The organism is Bradyrhizobium sp. CCBAU 45384 (assembly GCF_028128665.1).
GTDB classification, from domain to species: domain Bacteria; phylum Pseudomonadota; class Alphaproteobacteria; order Rhizobiales; family Xanthobacteraceae; genus Bradyrhizobium; species Bradyrhizobium manausense.
This window is the reverse complement of sequence record NZ_LBIZ01000116.1, coordinates 17,636-39,401: the sequence shown is the minus strand read 5'-3', so window position 1 is coordinate 39,401 and position 21,766 is coordinate 17,636. Positions and strand designations below refer to the sequence as shown.

Annotated in this window: 18 protein-coding genes and 2 pseudogenes; 7 read left to right on the top strand and 13 right to left on the bottom strand. The window is 59.4% G+C overall.

Annotated elements, in window-relative coordinates; all coding sequences use genetic code 11:
• Window positions 1-24 precede the first annotated feature (24 nt).
• From XH80_RS29725 to XH80_RS29715, 3 genes are read right to left on the bottom strand one after another with little or no spacing between them, the layout of a single operon-like run.
• Window positions 25-459, bottom strand: a complete 435-nt coding sequence (locus XH80_RS29725) for a hypothetical protein (RefSeq protein ID WP_442869187.1) — start codon at window positions 457-459, stop codon at window positions 25-27.
• On the bottom strand, window positions 440-688 hold the full coding sequence (locus XH80_RS29720) for a hypothetical protein (RefSeq protein ID WP_271601656.1): 249 nt from the start codon (window positions 686-688) through the stop codon (window positions 440-442). The genes XH80_RS29725 and XH80_RS29720 overlap by 20 nt, the downstream gene beginning before the upstream one ends.
• A gap of 10 nt (window positions 689-698) precedes the next feature.
• The gene (locus XH80_RS29715) at window positions 699-878 is read right to left on the bottom strand and encodes a hypothetical protein (protein ID WP_271601655.1); all 180 of its coding nucleotides are present in this window, start codon (window positions 876-878) and stop codon (window positions 699-701) included.
• 820 nt (window positions 879-1,698) lie between these two features.
• On the opposite strand from XH80_RS29715, the gene XH80_RS29710 reads away from it, so the two are divergent.
• Both XH80_RS29710 and XH80_RS29705 read left to right on the top strand, forming a co-directional pair.
• A complete protein-coding gene (locus tag XH80_RS29710) occupies window positions 1,699-1,926 on the top strand; it encodes a transcriptional regulator (protein WP_271601654.1) in 228 nt (75 codons plus the stop codon).
• A gap of 1,673 nt (window positions 1,927-3,599) precedes the next feature.
• Window positions 3,600-3,878: an amidase family protein gene (locus XH80_RS29705; RefSeq protein ID WP_271601653.1), complete on the top strand. Its 279-nt coding sequence runs from the start codon at window positions 3,600-3,602 to the stop codon at window positions 3,876-3,878.
• A 259-nt stretch (window positions 3,879-4,137) separates the two neighbouring features.
• Here XH80_RS29705 and XH80_RS29700 read toward each other — a convergent pair whose 3' ends face one another.
• Window positions 4,138-5,295 carry a calcium-binding protein gene (locus XH80_RS29700; protein ID WP_271601652.1) on the bottom strand — a complete coding sequence of 386 codons (1,158 nt, stop codon included), beginning with the start codon at window positions 5,293-5,295 and terminating at the stop codon, window positions 4,138-4,140.
• Window positions 5,296-5,355: 60 nt separating this feature from the next.
• On the opposite strand from XH80_RS29700, the gene XH80_RS29695 reads away from it, so the two are divergent.
• Window positions 5,356-5,643, top strand: a complete 288-nt coding sequence (locus XH80_RS29695) for a hypothetical protein (protein WP_271601651.1) — start codon at window positions 5,356-5,358, stop codon at window positions 5,641-5,643.
• 657 nt (window positions 5,644-6,300) lie between these two features.
• On the opposite strand, the gene ppk2 is transcribed toward XH80_RS29695, so the two are convergent.
• Window positions 6,301-7,089: a polyphosphate kinase 2 gene (gene ppk2, locus XH80_RS29685; protein ID WP_271601650.1), complete on the bottom strand. Its 789-nt coding sequence runs from the start codon at window positions 7,087-7,089 to the stop codon at window positions 6,301-6,303.
• A gap of 367 nt (window positions 7,090-7,456) precedes the next feature.
• Here ppk2 and tnpC point away from each other — a divergent pair.
• A pseudogene (tnpC, locus tag XH80_RS29680) lies at window positions 7,457-9,101 on the top strand (IS66 family transposase).
• A 2-nt stretch (window positions 9,102-9,103) separates the two neighbouring features.
• Entirely contained in the window at window positions 9,104-9,346 is a 243-nt protein-coding gene (locus XH80_RS29675; RefSeq protein WP_271601649.1) for a hypothetical protein, read from the top strand.
• A gap of 791 nt (window positions 9,347-10,137) precedes the next feature.
• On the opposite strand, the gene XH80_RS29670 is transcribed toward XH80_RS29675, so the two are convergent.
• On the bottom strand, window positions 10,138-10,431 hold the full coding sequence (locus XH80_RS29670; RefSeq protein WP_271601648.1) for a hypothetical protein: 294 nt from the start codon (window positions 10,429-10,431) through the stop codon (window positions 10,138-10,140).
• 337 nt (window positions 10,432-10,768) lie between these two features.
• Here XH80_RS29670 and XH80_RS29665 point away from each other — a divergent pair, with 337 nt between their 5' ends.
• Window positions 10,769-10,945 carry a hypothetical protein gene (locus tag XH80_RS29665; protein WP_271601647.1) on the top strand — a complete coding sequence of 59 codons (177 nt, stop codon included), beginning with the start codon at window positions 10,769-10,771 and terminating at the stop codon, window positions 10,943-10,945.
• A 121-nt stretch (window positions 10,946-11,066) separates the two neighbouring features.
• On the opposite strand, the gene XH80_RS29660 is transcribed toward XH80_RS29665, so the two are convergent.
• A complete protein-coding gene (locus XH80_RS29660; protein ID WP_271601646.1) occupies window positions 11,067-11,420 on the bottom strand; it encodes a phasin family protein in 354 nt (117 codons plus the stop codon).
• Window positions 11,421-11,846: 426 nt separating this feature from the next.
• Between XH80_RS29660 and XH80_RS29655 the strand changes: the two genes are divergently transcribed.
• The gene (locus XH80_RS29655; protein WP_271601645.1) at window positions 11,847-12,053 is read left to right on the top strand and encodes a response regulator; all 207 of its coding nucleotides are present in this window, start codon (window positions 11,847-11,849) and stop codon (window positions 12,051-12,053) included.
• Between the two features lie 550 nt (window positions 12,054-12,603).
• On the opposite strand, the gene XH80_RS29650 is transcribed toward XH80_RS29655, so the two are convergent.
• The 6 genes and pseudogenes from XH80_RS29650 to XH80_RS29625 form a co-directional block, all read right to left on the bottom strand.
• Window positions 12,604-14,547, bottom strand: coding sequence for a glycosyltransferase (locus tag XH80_RS29650; protein ID WP_271601644.1), 1,944 nt, complete (start codon window positions 14,545-14,547; stop codon window positions 12,604-12,606).
• Entirely contained in the window at window positions 14,544-15,809 is a 1,266-nt protein-coding gene (locus XH80_RS29645) for an HlyD family secretion protein (protein ID WP_442869186.1), read from the bottom strand. The genes XH80_RS29650 and XH80_RS29645 overlap by 4 nt, the downstream gene beginning before the upstream one ends.
• 271 nt (window positions 15,810-16,080) lie before the next feature.
• Window positions 16,081-17,982 carry a putative bifunctional diguanylate cyclase/phosphodiesterase gene (locus tag XH80_RS29640; RefSeq protein WP_271601643.1) on the bottom strand — a complete coding sequence of 634 codons (1,902 nt, stop codon included), beginning with the start codon at window positions 17,980-17,982 and terminating at the stop codon, window positions 16,081-16,083.
• 96 nt (window positions 17,983-18,078) lie between these two features.
• On the bottom strand, window positions 18,079-19,083 hold the full coding sequence (locus XH80_RS29635; protein WP_271601642.1) for a TRAP transporter substrate-binding protein: 1,005 nt from the start codon (window positions 19,081-19,083) through the stop codon (window positions 18,079-18,081).
• 579 nt (window positions 19,084-19,662) lie between these two features.
• A pseudogene (locus XH80_RS29630) lies at window positions 19,663-20,698 on the bottom strand (fatty acid desaturase).
• Window positions 20,699-20,781: 83 nt separating this feature from the next.
• Window positions 20,782-21,720, bottom strand: coding sequence for a slipin family protein (locus XH80_RS29625; RefSeq protein WP_271601641.1), 939 nt, complete (start codon window positions 21,718-21,720; stop codon window positions 20,782-20,784).
• Between the last annotated feature and the right edge of the window lie 46 nt (window positions 21,721-21,766).

The following is a 21,766-nucleotide window of genomic DNA, read 5'->3' as shown; positions in this document are numbered from 1 at the left end:
TCAGAAAGAGGGGGCGAGCCTTCGTCAACGTTCGTTGCCGTTCGCGTCGTTCTTGTGCTTGTGCAGAAATCGGGCGATCTGCCCGCGAAGCTCCGCCGTCTCCAGCAACTTGCCGACCGAGCCGGCAGTGTCGAAGAGCTCCCGCTGCAACGTCGTCGGCAGAGCGTTCCATTGCATGATGACGGCCGCGCCAAGACACCGCAGAACGCGCTCTTCTTCGCTTGCAAGGGCTGCGCCGCGAGGTTGGTCCGGCCCTACGATATGAACTGCGTTGTGGTAGTCGTCCGCGAGTCCCTGCTCGCTGTCAGCAAGCGAGACGAGGCGGTCCTGCAGTTCCTGAAGTTTGCGGCCTTCATCCAGATCGGTCGAACCCTTGACCCGTTCGCCGTATTTGGCCGCTTCTGCACGATATTGTTTAGACTTGAACATGTCCGGCCTTTCATAGGCGCAGCCATCCATTACGATCAAACTCGATAGTCGACCAGAACAGACACGGCGGCGTTGCCGCAAAATCCGAGCTGCTGTTGCAAAGCGGCAGCGACGCGTCGACAGCGCGCTCCTCGACTAAGGTCGCCGTCTCTTTGTCCAGCTGCCTTTCCGCACAACATTCACGCCGATCATCCCGCAACGTTTTCTTTCTGCCGAGGCGAAAACCGTCTGCCCGCCGTTTGCTCTGGCGCGGCAGCACAGCTGTTCCCTCAGGCTTCGAGCTTGTCGAACTCGTCAGGCAGCAGGATCTGGCCTCGCGGCGTGCAGATCCGCACGTCCATATAGCCTTCCTGCAAGAGCTCCCGCGCCTTCTTCAAGGCGGCAGCCACCGTGTCGCGGCTTAGATTGACGCGGCCGGCTCCATTTTGGCCGCCAACCAGGTATTGCATTCGTGTTGCGCTATCCACGAAGGACAACCGCTGCAAATACCTGGAGCACAGGAGACAGCAGGAAGATCACCGGCGACACGATCCAGTCGACTGCCAAACGAGATCGAGACATCCACGCTCCTCTTCCTTTCCTTTCGGCGGGAGCGTTCGTTACCCTCAGTCACCGGTGGAAGCCGCAGGATGGGCGGTGATGAGCAACTCTACGCTTACGTCCTGGGAATAGCGAGCGCTAAAACGTCGAGGAACAGCAGCGAGATCGAATTTGCGGGGCTCTCCGCCTCGGAGTGCCGGGCGATGCTTCTTGCACAAAGCGACGAGGTCATCGAGTGATGCGAGTCGTTGGCTCGAATTCGAAGTCCGGAGCAGCTTCCACGAACGTCCCGAATGGCGATTGAGGTTCGCTCCACAACCAAGCAACTGTTCTGCGCCTCCCTGATCTATCGAAATAGGGACCCCGCAGCGTTGAGGCTGCCTCCGTTGGCGGTCGTCGGCCTCGCCGCACCCGCAGAGTTGAATTGAATCGTTCACTCCCCTGAGGCGGCGACGAAACAAAGTCAGACTTCTCAGCCGGCACGTGCTATGAGCAGGGATGAAGAGATTGTTCGTGGCGCTGATCGTTGCAGGGTCGCCACCACAGCCCAGACGCTCGACCCGACGACTGCTGGGACCGAGGCACCGATGGGCGCGACATTGAGATACGCCCGTGAAACCATCGGACGGGTTTGCAGAGCCCTAAGCGGTCGCCTTCCTGCCCTCAACCGAGCGCCTAATGAGGTCAGCTAACCGTTCCAAGACGCATGTCGAGGCCGGAGACCATAAGATGAGTGACGATCGGGAACTTCATCGCGCTGCCAAAGCGAACCGAGAGCGCCTTGCGGTCGCGCATCGCGAGGTGGTCTTGCAAGAAGAGGCAAAAAATGCCGTTGATATTCGCGAAAACATGGCGCGCCTCAAGGAACTGAGATTGGCCAAGGAAGCACAGGAGACTCGAACGAGAATCTCCAAAGCAAACCAGCGCCCGGCGCCTAAGCCGGGACGATCCAGATAAAGCTGATTCAGTTAGCGGGTCTTCCTGTTCAGGTTCGCCTTTCGCCGCCTTGCGTGAGCAGCCAGCTGCTGGCAGTCGCTCATTCTGTGCGACCCGCGCTTCTGCTTTTCCGCACCCACGACGCGCAGTAGCTCGCGCGCGCCACGGTGCCCCCGTGAAAAGCCCGCCAGCGGCTGGTGCCAGGGCTCGAATTAGCTCGCGTTTGACTTCCCTGGGGCGCATAGTTGCACCATCACCGGTCCCACACCTCGGCATTACCGGTGACCGAGAGTTTTGTGCTCCCGCCTATTTGTGGGGAAGCACCCATGGCCCAATCTCAGCACCTGTCGTCCGCCGTTCTTCCGGCTCCATTTGAGCGCCCCGCCTGTCCGAAGTGCTACGCCGCGATGATGCTCGTCAGCATCGAGCCAGACCCCGCCGGGGACGTCGACTTGCATAAGTTCAAATGCGCTGTCTGCAATCAGGTCTTTGAGACCCTTGCTGCATATGAAGACCCCATGAAGTCCAAGGCCCTTGGCCGCTGGCTTCAAGGCGATTTGCACTCATCGAGGTGATTTCGTGGGAAAGAAGAAGCCCGCCGGAAGGAGGCCCGCCGCCGACCAGCAAGGGTATCCAAGTTGGCGAGCGCTGGCACCCTGCCGAGCTTACGGCGATCGATGCTTGGATCGCATCGTCACCCGACAAGAACATTACCCGAGCCCATGCGATTCGCCGGCCGGTTGCGCTCGGACTCAGGGTCAAGACCGAAAGCCCGCCCAAAAGCGAAGACACAAAACGGCGCCGAGATACCAAACAACGCGCTCGCGAATTAGCGGTCGATGCGATCGACAATATAACCGATACAGCGGCTAGCCCGGAGGACCAAGCAAACCGTAAGCAGCGGCTCGTCAAAGGGCCTGAGGAATTCCAGAAAGTCCGACGCGACCGGCCAAATCGGAAATGATAAGTGCGCGGTCGAGCTTGGGCTGGACTGCCAGGACCAAGTCAAAGAGGACGGCTTCGAGAGGAGCGCGTCGATTTGCCGGAGGTGAATGGAAAACGAGCGAGCTTGAGCCGACGCCGGACCTGCCGGATAACATCTCCCTCCGTGAAGTCCGCCCAGCGCGCCGGCGCAGGCTTACTGGGTTCGAAGATCGCATTGTCCTGCCTAAGTCGAAAGCAACGAGGGAGGATTGAAACAGTGTCCAAAAGGCCGAGGATTGATCACGAGTACCACGCCGGCAAGGACAGGTTGGATATAACGATCAAGGGTTACTCACCGAGCAAAAAGACTCGGAGCGCGATAATCAAAAAGCTAATGCAGCAGCTTGAGGGCAACTCCGATCGTCTCGTCGCCAACGTCAAGAAGTCAAAAAAGGTGCGGAACAAGAGGCCGCACAATCCAAAGAAAGAGTCCAAGCTGATTGAGATTGGTGACTAGGCTGTTGCGAGCCGCTCTCACGCATCATCGAGCTCGGACTGAAGGCCAAGCCATGACCGGGTTGGAGTCCCCCGCGAACACGAGACGAAAATGCGACGGCTGCTACGTCGGTCCGCGAGGCGGCCCACGGCAAAAGAGATTCTACGCCATTCGCACTTTCAACCGACAACATGAACCCATGGGTGGGGGCAGTTCTTCATGGGGCAATTCCGGATGGCGTTTGACAAACCTGCAGCGGCGCGAGACGCCCACATTGTCAGCCCCTGCCCTGCGGCTGGGCTACGACCCGCTCGGGCGGGTCGAGATCGCCGGCCGCGACGCCGGCACGATCCGCGGCGCCTGGTACCCCTACACTTTCCCGTTTAACCTCACCGGACATCCGGCCCTGTCGATGCCTTGCGGGCTATCGGACAGCGGCCTGCCGATCGGCTTGCAACTTGTCGGTCACTGGCACCAGGATGCCTACCTTCTGGACGTCGCCAAGCAACTGGAAACCGCAATCGGCGCTGGCCCCGCTCCGAGCCGATCATGATCGGCTTCCGGCACGTCACGGAGCCCGGCACTCCGTGTCAGCAGGTAGTTTGACAGGGCCTGGCCTCGTTCCTCAACAAGCTCGCAATCCAGCATGTTCGCTCGCCGCGGATTTGGTCGGCGATTGCACTCAGACCATCGATCTGCGCGGCATCGAACCGCGTGGCCTTAATCTTGGCGAACGGATGCTCGAGCGGCGCCACACAGCCCTCAAGCAACTCGTTCACCGGGTAAACGAAGCCACCCGATCGTCAATCTCGTTATGAATCCACCGAATCTGCGGAAGGGAAAGCTTTCTCAGGCTTGGCGCAGCTCCATAGCGCTGAAATGAAGTTGATCTTGCCGTTAGTCCCCGCAACCTCATAGACGTTGGTGCCGAACGTGGTGCCGGTGACGTTGAAGTTCGCCACGTTGCCGAGCCAAGTGAAATTCGACGGACCATGACTCATATCGACGGTGGTCCCGTTGTTAAATTTCACGGTCTTGATGGCACTGGTCAGAGCACCATTGACGACATGGAGATCGCCCCAAACGTTGATGCTGTCAGCATCGTCGCCGCGAATTTTCAGGATGAGATCGCCATAGCCGTTGCTCTGCCAATACACGTCTTGAGCCGAGATGGTCGCGCCGAAATCCAGTTCGCCGGTGAAGTTGTTGGCCTGAACGTTGAGCGCCTGGCCACCCTTGTCGAACTTCACGATATTGACGCCGCCGACTGCGCTGGCATCGGCAAAGTTGATCCTTCCATTAGCGGCCGTGACCTCATAGATATTGGTGCCAAACGTGGTGCCGGTGAGCGTGAAGTTCGCGGTGTTGCCGAGCCAATTGAACTGCGAGGGGCCATGGCTCATGTCGAGCACGGACCCGTCGGCGAATTTCACCGACTTGATCGCACTGGTGACGATGCCGCCCGCTAGTTGCAGGTCATTCCAGATGGTGATGCTGTCGGCACTGTCTCCCCTCAGCTTGAGGTACAAATGGCCCCAGTTATCGGTCTGCCAGTAGACATCCTGCGCCGAAATCTGCGGCCCGAGCTCGATATTGCCACTGAAGCGATTGGACTCGACAATCAGATTCTGGGCGCCCTTGTCGAACTTCACGATGTTGGCGCCTCCAACCCCGCTCGAATCGACAAACGTGAACTTGCCACCGATCGTCGCCTCATAGACGTTTGTACCGTAGCCGGAACCGGTGATATCGAAGTTGGCCGCGTTACCCAGCCAAGTGAATGTGAGTGGCAGGCCCTGTCCTGCGCTCGGCTGCCCGACTGTCAAAGATGTACCGTCACTGAATTTGAGCAGCGATAGTGAACTCGACACGCCCCAAGAGTTGACTGTGAGGCCGCCCTGCACGTTCAGGCTGTCTGTCGTTCCCCGCAACTTGATGACCAGATCAGAACCGTTCGCCTGGAATATCAAGTCGCTGGCCGCGATGTCAGAGCCTAGGCGAATGCTGCTAATCGATCGGTCGATCGTAAGTTGACCATCGCCCCGATCAAAGTGGTAGAGGTGGTCCAGCAGATCGACCAGAAGCGCGCGCGCCTATCCGTCATCCGGAGGCGTTGGCGTACGACAGCGCACGTCAGCGGCGGTTTGAATATTTCTGGACACAAGGGCGACGGAGAGATTTTTCGCGAATGCGCCCGCCACAGTGAGGCATCGCGCCGAGGCTGGTCTGCTAATATCGCGAGCAAATTCCGCAAGCGTTCGCCGCTGTTCACCAGCGTCTTATTCAACTATTATTCAACGAACGCGGCTGATGGCTAGCTAAGTGGCTGAGTTTGGCTGGCGCGCCACTCAGAACAAAACTGCGAACTCGTATGTAATTGAAATTACTGTGTAATTCAGCCATACATTGCTTGACCTGCCGCTTAAGGGTTGAGCCTATCTTCGATAGGACAAGCGCGCCGGCTGGAAGGACATTGGGCCAAGAGAAAGCGAGTGGCCTCAAGTGCCGTCATGCAGCCGAGACCAGCGTGACAGCTTGCCGATAGACGCCGTCCCCCACGTCGCCAGCCGCAAAGAGGCCCGGCTTGAGCGTCGCAAATCGGTGAGGGCTACGCTCGCCTGCGCTGATCGTCGGAGGAACGAGAATACGTTTTACTCCTTCAAACAGGATATTGTGCACTCCAGCGCATTGGCAGCGTACCGCAGCGGCTCTAGGTAAAATGATGATATTGTGACGATCGTCGAGAAGCGGGAGACGAGGCAATGATACGGGATGAGAAGCTCCAAAGGATCATCGAACGCGCTATCCAATCAGCTTTCGTTGATTTTCCGGACGCGGGAAACGGGACGGCGTGGCCGAAAACTTACAAAGAGCCCAACGAATGCAAGACTATCGCAACAGCCGTCCTCGCCGCTCTCGAAAATGCAGGCTACACAATTTCGCTCGATGCAAACTGAGGCATCAATGTAAGCCACCTAAGCCTCGATCAGGCCGCGCTCATAACAGGCTTTATCGTAAGGAAAAACGACCGCCGGATCGGGCCTGTGGAGACGACGGTGCTTTCCGGGATAGTGCAGCCGCCACAGAACATCGCGAATGATATTAAGTCGCGCATGTTCCTTGTCGCCGGCCCGGACCACGGTCCAGGGCGAGGTGACGGTGTGCGTCCGTTCCAGCATCTTGTCCCGGGCTTCGGAATAGGCCTTCCAAAGCTTCTGCGCCTTGGCATCGATGGGGCTCAGCTTCCATTGCTTCAGGGGATCCCTTTGGCGGTCGGCGAGCCGTCGCTTCTGCTCCTGTTTCGAAATATCAAGATAGTACTTGAGCAGGGTAATACCCGAACGCTCAATCATTGCTTCGAAACCCGGCACGGTCTCGAGGAATTCCTCGGTTTCCTTCTTGGTGCAAAAGTTCATGACACGCTCAACTCCAGCACGGTTGTACCAACTGCGATCGAACAGCACGATCTCTCCTGCCGCGGGCAAGTGCGAAACGTGACGCTGGAAGTACCATGAACACCGCTCCCGATTGCTCGGCGGCCCCAGCGCTACGATGCGGGTATCACGCGGGCTTAGATGTTCGACAATCGACTTGATCGTGCCATCCTTGCCGGCGGCGTCGCGACCTTCGACGATGACAAGGATTCGCTGGCCGCGCTCAATCACGCTGCGCTGCAGCTTGACGAGCTCGATTTGCAGCCGGACCAGCAGCGCGTGATACCTATGGCGACTCAAATGTTGCGGAAGCGGTGGCCGGTTCTTCATGGTTCGATCCCTCCTAGTCGCCTCACTATCCAGGGTTGTCACGCCGACACGACGCTGTCCATCATTTGCGGCCCTCCGACCAGCGGTCACGTCACACTTGTCGGATCCTGTCGCACCGCGAAACTGATGTTGTGCTTGCACTTCGACACCCGTCAACATGACCGTATGAATGAATCGCAGCGTTCTTGCTCGGTGCCTCGTCCGCAAATCCGCCCGGGTTTCGGTCGTCTGGATTGACATTTGCATGGGCACGTTCAACTCGGCCATACTTCCCGAGGGGACCACCGGATAAGGGCCTGTCAGTCCGACCAGTGTGGGCTGAGACTTTGTTATTTGAGTTTGGCCGCGAATGTGATTCCATCTGGCTATGGACTCCAGCGCCGACCTGCCGCCCGATCTTGTCGCCGCGCATGCGATGATCCTGGCCGAGCTCGCGGCCAGGCTTGCGGCAGAAGCCAGGCTTGCTGAAGCGGCCAATGCCCAGGCGAAGCAATCGAGCAATGAAGCGCTGATTGCGCATCTCAAGCTCGAGATCGAGAAGCTACGACGCACGATATATGGCGCGCGCTCCGAGCGGTCGGCGCGGCTGCTCGATCAGCTGGAGCTTGAGCTTGAGGAACTCGAGGCGGGCGCGACCGAGGATGAGCTCGCTGCCGAGAGGGCGGCCGGGAAGACGCAGACGGTGCGTTCGTTTGAGCGCAAGCGACCAGTGCGTCAGCCCTTCCCCGACGACATCGAGCGAGAACGCGTCATCCTGCCGGCCCCGACGCAGTGTCCCTGCTGCGGATCGGCCCGGCTGTCGAAGCTCGGCGAAAGCGTGACCTCGACGCTGGAGGAGATCCCACGCCGGTTCAAGGTGATCGACACGGTCCGGGAGAAGTTCAGTTGTCGGGATTGCGAGGCGATCACGCAGCCGCCAGCGCCGTTCCATGCCACACCCCGGGGCTATATCGGACCGCAGCTTCTGGCGACGATCCTGTACGACAAATTTGGTCAGCATCAGCCGCTGAATCGACAGAGCCAGCGCTTGCGAGGGGATCGACCTGTCGGTCTCGACGCTGGCGGACCAGGTGGGCGCCGGAGCCTTTGCGGTCAGGCCGATCTTTGAACTGATCGAAGCCTATGTGCTCTCCGCCGACAGGCTCCACGGTGACGACACCAAGATACCGATCCTGGCGAAAGGCAAAGCAGATACCGGCCGGATTTGGACCTATGTCCGCGACGATCGGCCATTCGGCGGGCGAGATCCACCGGCGGCGCTGTTCTACGCCTCACGTGATCGGCGCGGCGAGCATCCCGCGCGGCATCTTCAGAACTTCGCTGGCATCCTGCAGGCCGATGCCTATAGCGGGTTCAACGCTCTCTTCGATCCCGGACGCAAGGCGTTGCCGGCCACGCCCGCCTTCTGTTGGGCGCATGGACGGAGGGCGTTCTTCGAACTTGCCGACATCGCCCAGAACGCTCGCCGCGGAAGATCGGCGACCGCGATCTCGCCCATTGCGCTGGAAGCGGTTCGTCGGATTGACAAATTGTTCGAGATCGAGCGCGACATCTATGGGCTGAGCGCTGAGGAGCGGCTGCAGATCCGCCGGGAGAGAAGCGCGCCGCTGCTGACCGACCTTGAGGCTTGGCTCCGAGCGGAATCTGCACGGCTCTCACGTTCGTCCAATGTGATTAAGCCGATCAACTATTTGCTCAACCGTTGGGAGGGCTTTGTCCGCCTTGTCCACGACGGAAGGATCTGCATGACGAACAATGCAGCGGAGCGAGCGTTGCGCAGTTTTGCGCTGGGAAGAAAGGCATGGCTGTTCGCCGGTTCTGATCGCGGCGCCGAGCGGGCTGCCGTGATGGCCACGCTTCTCATGACGGCGCGTCTCAACGACATCGACCCGAAAGCCTGGCTTGCCGACGTCTTCGCGCGCATCGCAGACATGCCGCAGAACCGCCTGCACGAGTTGCTGCCCTGGAACTGGACGCCTCCTGCGTCGAGGTCCTCCGCCCAGGCGGCGTAGCCATGCACGTCAACAAGGTTCACGCCGTCTTCACCATCGCTCGCGTCGCAAAAGACCTCGGCGAAGACGAGGACTGGCTCTGGGACGTGGCCAACGGAATGGACACCGAGGATGGCGTCATCTGGGTTTACGGCATAGGTGACGACCAGGTCATGGCGTTCACCGACTTCGGCATCGAGAACCTGACCGAGCTCATCAGGATACACAAGGACGACCCCGAGCTCCTCAAGCGCTGGGATCGGTGAGCTCCTGTCCGCGGTCTAGCTCGGATGGATACGATCAGGACGGCTCGGGACGGTAGGTACTGGCCTGTTTCAGACGACAGTGGCCTAGTCTTAAAAATGGCAATGATCTAATTTGAAAGTGAGCAATTTTGAACAGACGATCGCAGTGCATATCTGCTGTTTTGGTGGTCACCGGGGGATTGCGCTGTCCGGACCTAATCCAACGCCACCAAGCATTATTGGGCTTGGTGGCGTTGTGCTTTCCCGGGTGTCCTAATTCGTTGACTTTTCGAAAGTGAGCAAAATAGAACGGCGCCGGGATAGCGATGATTCCATGGTGCCTCCATCACCGCCCCCATCACGGCATCTATCGGTGACTGAGAGTTCTGTAACGCTCCCGCCTGAGTTTAGGTGAGCATCATGTCATCCTTAGCAGTCTTGTTCGACCCAAGCCGCATAGCAGTTCAGCCCCATACCTGCCCCCAATGCTTGGGTCCAATGACCCTGACGCACATTAAGCCCTCTCGGATCGGATTCGAGATTCGTACGTTTCAGGGCGTCAATTGCCATCACGTCGATAAAGTCGTCAGCGAAACCCATTCGATGAAGTGGATTTCTTCCGGGCTGCGGGCTCCGGTTTAGATCCCAACACGCTCCCTAGATGGGGATCTGGGCGACGACACAACCTGTCAGAAGAGAATAGTTTTCAACAAACATCTGGCGGCGCTATTTGCTCAGCCGTGCGCCGACGTTCAGCGCGCTCGCCAAAAAAGCCTCTTTCGCTTCTGCGCAGCCTTAAATTCAAGGACATATCATTGAACAGCGTGCTTGGCATTGGAGCTCCAACGACGCATGAGTTGCCATGCCTGCAGGGATGCGACCCAGTCCTGGCCTTGACAAAACCTGTCGTAGCACCAGGCGAAAACAGGAATTGACATAAGCTTATCGCGGCTAACGCTGAAGAGACGCTCAATAAGCAGGAGCTTGAGAAGCTCGCCAACGATGAGGACCATAAGCCCGTCAACGACGTGGCCTGTCGCCGTCAGGTAAGCTGCGACTGGCTTGACAGGCTCCAGCAGAACAACCGGCACGATGAACAAAGCCAAGCGGATACGGCCCCAGCGACACAATCCACGCCCGCACGCTCTCAAAGACCCAGCAATCCGCCAGCCAGCGAAGTACAGGCTTGGCGAGAGCGAAAAGCACGACGTCCACCAAGAAGTAGACGGCGGCCATCAGAAATACAAAGGATTTGAATATGCGGCGCAAGCTGGCTCTCCAACGAATCAAAGCGCGAACCCATCATCAGTTCACCAGCCAAAGCGGTGATTACAAAACCACCATGGGACGTTTGCTCGGCCCGCTGTCGGAGCTTCGCTGCCGGTCGGTGGATCGTTCGGTCCTTTAGGTGCTATGCTGCCGGTAGTCGAGCGAGGTCAGTCCATGGATGGCACGCTCGCACAGCTTGCCGATATCGCGCTCGCCGTCGCCCGCAGCCTGCACAATTCTCCTGGCAATGATTTCCCGATCTACCTCCAGCTGGCCGATGTGTTGAAGCGTTCGACATGCCAGGTCGTACGCTGCGTTCACGGCGGTTACCTGCCCTGGGTCAACGGATAAGCTTTCGAAAATCGGATTGACACTGGCCATAATGCTCCTCAATGCGAGCTCGTTTGCCAAGCTCAGTTATGCCTCGCGATGAACCAGAGTCACTTTGCTCCGTCACCGCGGGGCAGACATGTTACCGATTTGTCGGGGTCATCTTTGCGACAAGCTCTGCGAATGGCTTGTACGACTGCTTGGCAAGATCGCCGTAGAGCAGGCCGATCTTCTGCGACTCCGCAACGAACGTGTCATAAGTTGCCTTGGCGAAGTCGGCTTGAACTTCAATCGCCTTGTCGAGCGACTTTACGCCCGAGAGCTTCTCAACAAACGGTTTCGTGTCCTCAAGCGACTTCTTCGTGTAGTCCCCGTAAGCACTGGCAATCGCAAGGAAGCCCCCAGGCAAGGCGTTGGACGAAGCTCCTGTATTGAGTTGATCATTGCCATTCGGTTGGTGCGGCAAATTCTGGTCTGTCCGGATCTGATCTGACATTTATGTTTCCTTGTTCGTTTGGTGGTGGATCAACGTTGCGCGCCACCAATGGTTGCTTCAAGGCCCTCAGTTCTCGCTGGTCTGTTCCGCGGCGTGTGTTCGTACGACGAACGGGCCGCTGCTCGCGCGCAGCGAATTTCTCATCGGCCGGTCGGCTAGCCATCTGCCGGCGGCGCGTCGGCGCAGACAGGCCAGCCAGGGCCGGTAGGACGCCTATCCATGGGAACGATCTGACAAATTGCGTATTCGAAAAATGAGTCGAATCGTGAAAGCGCGTGTTTGGGATACCCGACGCTAATTCGGGAGGTGATCAATATTGGTCAGCGGCAGCAGCATCCATAGTTCCACAATGGTGCATCACCGCCCCCAGTGGCATCCACCGGTGACTGGGAGTTTCGCGCTCCCGCCCTGATCAAGGCTAGCTCCATGACCATCCAGCGACCGATGTGTCCCAAATGCCAGATAAGCATGATGCTGGCGCGCATCACGCCCGGTCACGCCGGCTTTCGCATTCATACCTTCGAATGTCCCGCTTGTGATCTCATCCACCAGCTCCTCGACGAAGCAGTCGACCCGATGAAATGCGCAAATACTTTAGCTTGGTTTCAGGGGGAGCTGCGGGCGCCGGCATAGCGCGCGCGCAACCGAAGCGATCAGGCGCTGAAACCACCGATGTAGGCATTGCCGCGACGAAGCCGAGGGTGCGAGCCTAGCTTCGCTACGGCCGTGACCCGCTCAACGGACATCTGGCTCAGCGCATCGTTTCGCGAACTCAGCGCCGCCCTTCGACATATCGAAGGATGGTCTCCGAAAGGCGGACGACCAGCTCTTTCAGCTCTATATTCTCTTTTTCGAGAGAGCGAAGGGCGCCAATCATTCGCATGTCGTCGTCCGGACTCTGAGGCCAAAAGCTGGGTGGCTTTCGCTCGGCGATCATTCCTTCCTCCCAACAGCCCGCCCCCCAAGGATACACGCTCTTAGAGACACCGATTCGCTGGTCAATATTGCTCAGTTTCAACGACAAGCGCGTTGGTTATCAACCGGCCCTGATCTGCGGCGACGCTCTCCGTTGTGGCTCCTCTTGCCGCCCATCAGCACGACATCTTGGTGGGACAGCCATGCTGCCCAACCCGTTCCGTGCAGCGCCCGAGCAGCGGCGACGCCTATCGCCCGCAAATCGTAGTCACCCGAAAATCCGCATCATGATTGCTTTGCCGAGGGGGACGGTGCGCATGCCGGTGAATGCGGTGACGTAGTCACCGGAATAGAAAGCTCGAATGAGATCAACGCGCGTGTTGAGGGTCTCATCGAACCGGACCGCAAATCCATCCCCAGTGCGCCGCACGACCAGAGCGGCGACAGTCCTCTTCCGAAGAGTGCAATGAACGGCAGTGCCAACAGGTGGGGGATCGTTGCTCACGAAGCGGGCACCCGTGATCGACATATCGGCCAGACGGTAGATGCCGGACCGTCCACCGATATTGAAAAGAACCGGCTCAGTTCGCTCGAACCGCTCGGCCTTTCGCCGCCGCGGCTGCTCGATGGACACCAAGCAGACGATCGTCAGGATGACCGCATTATATAAACTCCAGGCCAGCGCCAGGCCGCCATAGGCGATAACGTCGCCTTGCGCATGAAGCACGAAGGAATAGGCAATTCCGGCGAGCGTAATCGTCAACGCGCAGCCGTAGACCCTAAGCAGCGGCCATTCGATGAAACCTTGATCGCGATCCCCGCCCTTTGCCGTGACCTCGAATTTGTGCCCCAGCGGCTTGAACAGTCCGGTCGCGGCCGCTTTGAGAACCGACGGTAGAGCAATGTATTGAGTGACGTCGGACATGACCACCATTGACCGTCCACGAGAAATCCAGGCCATGGTGAGCGAATACCAGACATAAAACGGCAGGAAATATTCGAGGAGTATGGAGAGATCCGCCTGAACGGCTTTGATGCCGAACAGAAGATACAGGCTCGGAACGACAAGACCGAAGACCTTGACGACATAGGTCGAGGTCCAACTCATGAATGCCTCGACGAGGGACAGCCGGTCGACGAAATCCAGCCGCGATCTTCGGGAAAAGGGGCCGCTGGGCCCCCGAAAGATCTGCATGAAGCCAAGACACCATCGGCTGCGCTGAGTGATGTATTCCTTGAGTCCCTCGGGGGCCAACCCCAAGGTCAGACGCTCGTTCAGGTACACCGTGCGCGCGCCAATTTCCTTCAGCCGCAGCGTCAGGAGATAATCCTCCGTCACGGAATCGGTCGGAAAGCCGCCGATTTTCATAAGTGACGAGTGTCTGATGACCGACGACGTGCCGCAACAGAAAGCCACGCCCCACGCGTCCTTCGCTGGCATCAGAATATCGAAGAAGAAGCGCTGCTCGTCCGGCCAGACCTTGGCCGCGGCCAGGTTGGTTTGGATCGGATCCGCATTGATGAAATGCTGGGGCGTCTGCACCACGCCTACGCCGGGATCGCGGAACAGGCACATCGCGCGAGCGAGAAATTTGGGCATGGGAACGAAATCGGCGTCGAGGATCGAAATGAAGTCGGGAGGATCGGCGAGCCCTGTCACATGCCGAAGAGCGTGGTTGATGTTGCCGGCCTTGGCGCCCTTGTTGTCGGCCCGTGTGAGATAGCGGCAGCCGAGCTCGCCTGCAAGCTCTTCGAGCCAGTCGCGCCGCCCGTCGTCCAGCACCCAAACTCGATAGTTAGGATAGTTCATTCCGGTTGCGCCGACGATCGTGCGCTCGAGAATTGAAACCTCCTCGTTGTAGGTGCAAATGAACACGTCGATCAGGGGAGATTCCTGTCCGGCGAGCCATCGCCTGTTGGCTTCGACTTGCGGTGTTCGATCGGTCGTGCGGCTGAGAAACAGCAGCGACAGCGCAGCCGCCGCGAGTGATGCAGCCTCGACGACGAGGAACAAGGCTCCAACGACGAAATCAACGGTCCAGCCGACGGGCGGGAGCGTGGATGTAGCGCGCCATCCAAAATAGCGGGCCATGAGCAGCAATGCGATTGCGATCATCAGCGAACGCGCCGCAGAGCTCCCGAGCCGGAGCCAGGGCAGGATGGCAAGGCAGAATCCGAGCGCAAGAAGGCCCGGTGTCAACGCGGCGATCATGGCTTTCTCGCACTATCTGTCGAGAAGATGACGCGTCCGGTTCGCCCGACCGGACAATCGTTAGAGCCATCGTTGAGGGCGGGGACCGAAATCGTGGCACGATATGGTTCCTTGCTCAGCGCATCGGGATTGATGGCCAGGTTGGCCGCGGCTCCTGCGGAGCCCGTGAGATTGACCACGGTGCCGGCCAACTCGGGCCCTTCGGCGCTCGGTCGGAAATGCGCGACCGATCCAAGTTGCAGGCTGTTATACACACTCTCCCTGACGTTCGCCGTCACCACCGCGCCGGAACAATCGAGTAGGCGAACGAGCGGTTGGCCGGCCTGGACGTCCTCACCTGGCGCAGTCAGGATTTCCCAGACGCGGCCGGCGACGGGGAATGTAATCTCCGCTTCGGAGCGGCTGATGTAGCGAGATCGCTCGGATTCAATCTCACCCTCGAGCCACGCGATCTGCGCATCCGCATGCGCGACGTCCGCGGTGAGCCCCTCCGCCCGCTGCCGCATTTCCTCCTCACGTTGCACCGAACTCGGACGATCGTTGTAGCTGTCGCCGAGAAACGTGCCTTCGCGCGCGGCGGTGAGCTCGACCTGGGTCGCATCCAGGTGGCGGCGCGCGCCGATCTCGGTCTGCAGGGCTATGGTTTGATCTCGCGTCAAGCGCCCAAGCTCGACGGAGGAAACGCTGCCTGACTTGATGAGCGACAAGGCTCTTTGCACGGCAGCCGCCGCCTCTTCGCGACGCGCCGCAGCCGCTTCGATCGAGGTCTGGATCTCGGCGATACGCGCCTCGAGCTGACGAATACGCCCCTCCGTGAACAGGGCCGCCTGACGCGCCAGATCCTTCTGCGCTGCGCGGGCCGAAGCTATCTTCGAAACGAGGCTTGGCCTTTCGTTTTCCAGGCGAGACATCTGGCTGCGCAGATCATCGAGCCGCACGCGGTCACCGCGCGGGTTGACGACGCGAAGGATGAACGTGCCCTCGGCGACGATGCCTGGATCGCCCGACAGGCCGGCGCCGGATGAAACCTTGCCGTCAATCGGCGACCTCAATGTCACCAGCCTCGCGTTGACGACGGCTTCGACGCTTGACGTCTGGAAAACCGCTCTCAGTGGGAGCCAGCCGAATACTGCGACGATGGCGATGCCCGCGGCTGCCTTCACAAATCGCAGTGGTATCCGGCTCGGCTTGGATTGCGCATTCGCGATCGGAGCGTCAGTCTCCGAGACCTCGGTCTTGCCGGGATCAAGATGGCCGTCCAACGCGTGCCCTGGACCGGACCCGCCCTTTGTTGCGCCATCGATCGGCGTCGTGAGGGGGCCACCTGTGTGTGGGCTGCCGCGTGCGGGCGCGGAGGTGCAACGCGATTGATTTTCCATGGTAGGCATGATCACCAATTCGCAACCTCGGCGAGAGATGCAGGCCACTGAAGAAAAATGTCGTGTTAGTGAGACAAGCGCTCACCGAAACGCGAGAATGGTCTACAATGGCGCAGGGCCGGGAGCCGCTCCGCCCACGGAGGTGCGGTTCGTGCTACCGTTCAGCCGTGGCGTTGACGACGTGCAGCTTGGGCACGGGCGAAGCCGGCGGCATTGGCCTCGAGAAGCCGGCCAGAATGCTGGCGCCGAGTTCCGAGGCCGGGACCGGCCGGCCGAAGAAAAACCCTTGGACCTGATCACCGTCCGCCGTATCGAGAAACGCCGCCTGGCTGGCGGTCTCGACGCCTTCGACCGTTACGCGCATGTGCAACTCGCGTCCAAGCGCGATGATCGCTTTGACCACCGCTCCGACCTGGCGATGGGGGCCGTCGAGGCCCTGCATGAAGGTTCGATCGATCTTGATCTTGTCGAACGGAAAGCGCCACAGATAGCTGAAGCTCGAATAGCCTGCACCAAAATCGTCCATTACGATGGCCACGCCCATCGCCTTGAGAGTCAGGAGCTGCGCCATGATCGTTTCGGTGTTGCCGAGCAGCAAGCCTTCGGTAATCTCCAGTTCGAGCCGGTGCGGCGCGAGTTCCGCCTCCTTCAGTGCGGCAGCCACGATGTCGCTGATGGTGCCCGCCACGAACTGCTGGGGTGACAGGTTTACTGCAACGGTCAGGTGCGCCGGCCAGGTTGCGGCGGTGCGGCATGCCTCCCGCAACACCCACGCCCCGATCTTGTCGATAAGTCGCAAGTCCTCGGCGACCGGGATGAAGGCCAGTGGCGGAACGAGGGTCCCGTCCGCTGCGTGCATCCGGATCAGCGCTTCGAAGCCGGCAAGGCGGCGCTGAGATACCTCGAAGAGCGGCTGGTAATGCAATTCGAAGCGATCATTCTGTACGGCCTCGCGAATCGCTCTCTCGAGCTCGATGCGCGCTTGTAGCTCGGTATCCATCTCGGGCACGAAGAACCGGATGCAGTTGCGGCCGGCGGCCTTGGCCGCGTAGAGGGCGAGGTCGGCACTCTTGAGCAATCGCTCCGGGGTGGTGTCCTCCTCCATCGCCAGCGCCACGCCGATGCTAGCGGTGGTGAGTATCTCGTGCTGCTTGAACTTCACCGAAGCATTTGCGGCGGTGGCAAGATGGCGCGCAAAGGTCTCGGCCTGCATCCTGCCGCCGACGTCGTTCTGCACGACGACGAACTCGTCGCCGCCGAGCCTGGCCACCACGTCATCGATCCGGACCGCAGCGCGCAGACGTTCGGCGATGGACTTGAGCAGAAAGTCGCCGCCGTCATGACCAAGCGTATCGTTGACCTCCTTGAAGCGGTCGACGTCGATGAAGTGCACGGCAAGGCTGCCGCCCCGCGTCGGCAAGTGAGCGAGCGCTCTCTCCAGCTTTTCGATCAACTGGGGACGATTGGCCAGCCCGGTCAACGCGTCATGGTGGGCGAGGAAGCGGATGCGTCGGTCAACCTGCTTCACCCTTGCTTCACGATACCACGCAACTGCGGGAATGGAAAAGGCGAGGCCCGACAGCAGGCAAAGGAATGCGGCTGCGGTCAGGAACGTATTGTGAAAACTCCTGCGTTGCTCCGTTTCATCCACGTAGGCCGCAACGACCGCAATGTGACGACCGTCGGCCTGGACCGGGACATAGGCGCGCGCGAAGAATGCCGGTCGGTCGACCGAATTGCCCTCCCTGACATCGACGATAGGTTGAGCCTCCGCGACCGATCGCGCCGCATCGGGGCTGTATACCGACAAATCGAGGAGTGCGATCTTTTCTGGGGTCGACACGAGCTGCGAATAACCATTGCGGTTGAAGATCTCATATTGAAAGACCTCACCGGAATTTCGCGCCGACAGGAAGAACGCTAGGCTTGCGGCGGACGGCTGCTCGCCGCCGGCAATCTGCTCGAGATCGGCAACACTGGCTGCTAGGAACCGGGCCCAGCTGCGAGCGGTCGACGTCGCGTCTTGACGGAGAAGATGATCGGTCGTGATCTTCAAGGTCGCCCCGGTGCCCAGCAACAGAATGGCAAGCGCGGCGCAGATGATGACGATGTTTCGCTGAGGCCGGATGCTGGCGAATGACTGCATCCGCGGCTACCGGGTCGATCGCATTTTCGTGAGCTCGGCCTTGACCGTTTTCAGCAGCTCGGCATTGCGCTGACTTTTCGAAGCCCAATCATCGGCAATGGTCGCGAACACGGCATTTGCCGCATCCAGGTCCGACGGCGAGGGCATGATCACGTGACGGTTGGGATCGGACTTTAGCTCCCCCATAATGCTGCTTTCCACAGCTTCGTAGGTATCTACGAAGCGTCCGGCAGACCACGCACCACTGTATTTGAGGATGATCGACTGCGCTGTTTTCGGTAGCCGGTTGAATGTCTTCCGGTTCATCAACACCATCAGCGGCGCGCCGCTGATGCCAAGAAGGTAGTGATAAGTCGCAACGCGTTTGACACCGTAATCGACCACTGAAGCAGGGTTCACGAGGGCGCCGTCGATGCTCCCGTTGCCGATGGCTTCGGAGATCTTGTTGACCGGCAGGAGCACAGGTCGCGCCCCCAGCTTTTCGAGCGCTGCGGCTTCGCCAGGATTGTTGACGCGAATTCTCTTGTTCTTCAGATCGTTCAGCGACGTGATCGGGATATTGCTGTGGAACGTCTCGGGTTCGCTGACATAAGCGCCAATCACGATGTAATCATCGTATCCTTGCAGCGCGTTGGCTGCCATCAGCCGGGTGAGCACCGCAACGGACTCCCGCATGCTCGCAAACAGGCCGGGCAATTCGAGGATTGCATTGTCCGCAAATCGATTGCGCGTCAGCCCTGTCACCACGTAGGCGATGTCCGCCCTACCATCGAGCACGAGCTGGGGCTGCTCAGCGGGGTCCTTGCCAAGCGCGCCGCTGAAATAGGTTTCAATTTCGATCTGGCCTCTGGCCTCGGCGTTGACCGCGTCGACGAACGGCTTGACCGCGGCGAGATAACTCGTCGAGCGGTCGGAGCTGAAGAACGCCAATTTGAGCTTGACCGGTTCGGCGGCGAGCGCCGAAGTCAGCACAAAAGAGATCACCGCGCATCGTGCCAGCAATTTAAGCATCGGTTTTCCGATCGTGGCGGCGGCGCGTCACACAATTATGCGAGACACCGATCTTCTCTGGTCTCTAGAGAACTCCCATAGATAGAAACGCTGAAGATAACTCTCATACGTAGAAAATGCCAGAAAATGCTGACCGCGCGGCGATCAAATCCACAGCGTGGTTTGACGCGTGCTAACGCGAGCGAGACAATTGTCTGAGAGGGCCAATGACTTGGCCCAACTTCAGCGGCTGTGCCCGCACGGCAAATGGTGCGAAACCCGAGGCTGGCCTTGTCCGTCCGCGAAGTGAGGCGGCCCCGCTCTTAAGCTTTAGGCGTCAGGTCTTCTGTCCTGAAGCAAGTAGGATCGCGGACGCCCGCTCTGCTTGTTCCTTCGATAAACGATCCGCCACATCGGTTCCAATCAGTGCCGGCCCCCTGCGTTCTCGATCGTAGACCATCCAGCCGACACCTCCCGCGCGAACGAAAAATCTACTCTGCGGCGCGTCTTCAACCATTAGGAGACTCCTAGAAAATGAACCGCGACCGCTTCCTGACCGCATCGCACATCGCTGCGGAACTGAAATGCGCGATGCCGCGCTCACTGGTCAAAATTGCTCACATTGGAAATTTTGCCGGAGCGGGCCTCTCGGAACGAAATGAGTCGCCGCCCTTTCTCATCCCACAAGGCCCTCGGCACACACTGCAGGCTTTGCAAAAGCGTGATCCGTCCCACGGCAGCGAGTTCCGGATGATCCCGGAGTACGTCCGGCAACCGATAGCAGGGAATTCGACTGCATAGATGATGCACGTGATGGACGCCGATGTTCGCCGTAAACCAGCGCAAGACAGCCGGCAAGTGATAGTACGAACTGCCATGCAGCGCAGCTTCGTGAAAGCTCCACGCCTCATCACGGGACCACGATGTTTCCTCGAACTGGTGCTGAACATAGAACAGCCAGACACCGATTGACGCAGCCAGAACCACGATCGGCAGATGCACCAGCAGGAATGGCCCAAGGCCAACCAGCCCAATCATGCCGGCGATCAGAACCGCGATGGCGACGTTCGTACCCATTGTACTCAGCCAGGGCCGCCAGCCGCTGAGCATCGACCCTATCGGCAAGCGATGCCGCAAAATGAACAGATATGTGGGACCTGCGCCGAACATTACGATCGGATGCCGGTACAGACGATAGAGGATCTGTCGCCATCGAGGCCGTGCGGCAAACTCTCTCACGGTCAATGTATCAATGTCGCCGGAGCCCCTATGATCGAGATTACCCGAACTCGCGTGATGGCGCGCATGGTTGCGTCGCCAGTAATCGTAAGGAGTTAGGGTCAAAACGCCGATGCCTCGGCCGACCCAATCGTTCGCAAGACGGCCGCGGAAGGAACGAGCCATGGCCGCAGTCATGCTGGATCATGAAGAGACGAACGAGCAGGCCCGCCGCGGGCGCTGCCAGCAGCAGACCAATCCAATGGCCGCGGGCAACGACAACTAGCATCAGAGCCCAGGTGATAAAGAAAGGTACCGCTGTGATCAAAAGCTCGAAAATGCCGCGCGCGTTATTGGGCTGGCGATAGTGGGCAAGCAACTGCGCCAACGCGCGGGTTTCTGAGGGGCCTTGAACCATGTCTAGACTGCTTTCGGACATGTGCGTTCGAGCGTGTCCACCGACGGTCCCTTAGTGACAGCTCCAAAACCGCGTTGGGTGTGTCAAGTTGGCGCGAGAGCAAGCGAAGTCTCGTCAACCTTGGAAGCGCTTTTCTGTTGTGTGAATGGGGTGCTCAGCGGCAGCGAGCCGGTTGTCTCGGCCGACACGGTCTTGTCCTGGCTCGCCAAAGCCAGGGCCACGACGGGGTTCATGCTGTCGACCATCGATGTTGGCATCAGGATCGTGGTGCCGCGCTCCTTGGTTGTCTCATAGATGATGTTCATGGCGCGAAGTTGCAGCGCCGCCGGCTGCCCCGCATAGATCGTGGCCGCCTCGACGAATTTGCCGGCTATAGCGGCTTCGGCTGATCCAAGGATCACACGTGCCTGCTTTTCCCGCTCGGCCTGGGCTTGACGAGACATCGCATCCTGCAAAGCCACCGGGATCGCGACATCGCGGATCTCGACCGACCTCACTGAGATACCCCAGTCCGCCGTTTTGCGTCCGATTTCGCTTCGCAACAGCTGGTCCGCGGCGGTTCGCTCCGACAAGAGCGCGGAGAGCATCGACGAGCCGATCATTTCGCGCAGCGAAGTCTGGGCGACACGATCGATGGCTTCCCGGTAGTTCGTAATGTTCAAGGCCGCTTTCTGTGCATCATGGACGAACCAGAAAATAATGGCATCCATGTTCACTGGAACGGTGTCCTTCGTCAGAGCCTCCTGGGCGCTGAAAGCGGTAGTCTGAATGCGCTCGTCAATGACGGCAACGACACTATCGACAACCGGAATGATCACGAAGAGTCCGGGCCCTTTTACGCCGCGCAATTTGCCGGCGCGGAGGATAACGAACTTCTGCCAGGTGTTCGCCATCTTCAGAGCAGAGCCGATGACGATCGCCGCGATCAACGAAGCGGCGCCTAGCACGAAGTAACCCATTAGGCCAAGCACCGCGCCGATAGCGACGCAGGCTATCGCAAGAAATGCGGTGATCGGATTCATAGTTGGCCCTTCCTCCGAGTTCGCCCCTGCGAACCAGCATATTGAT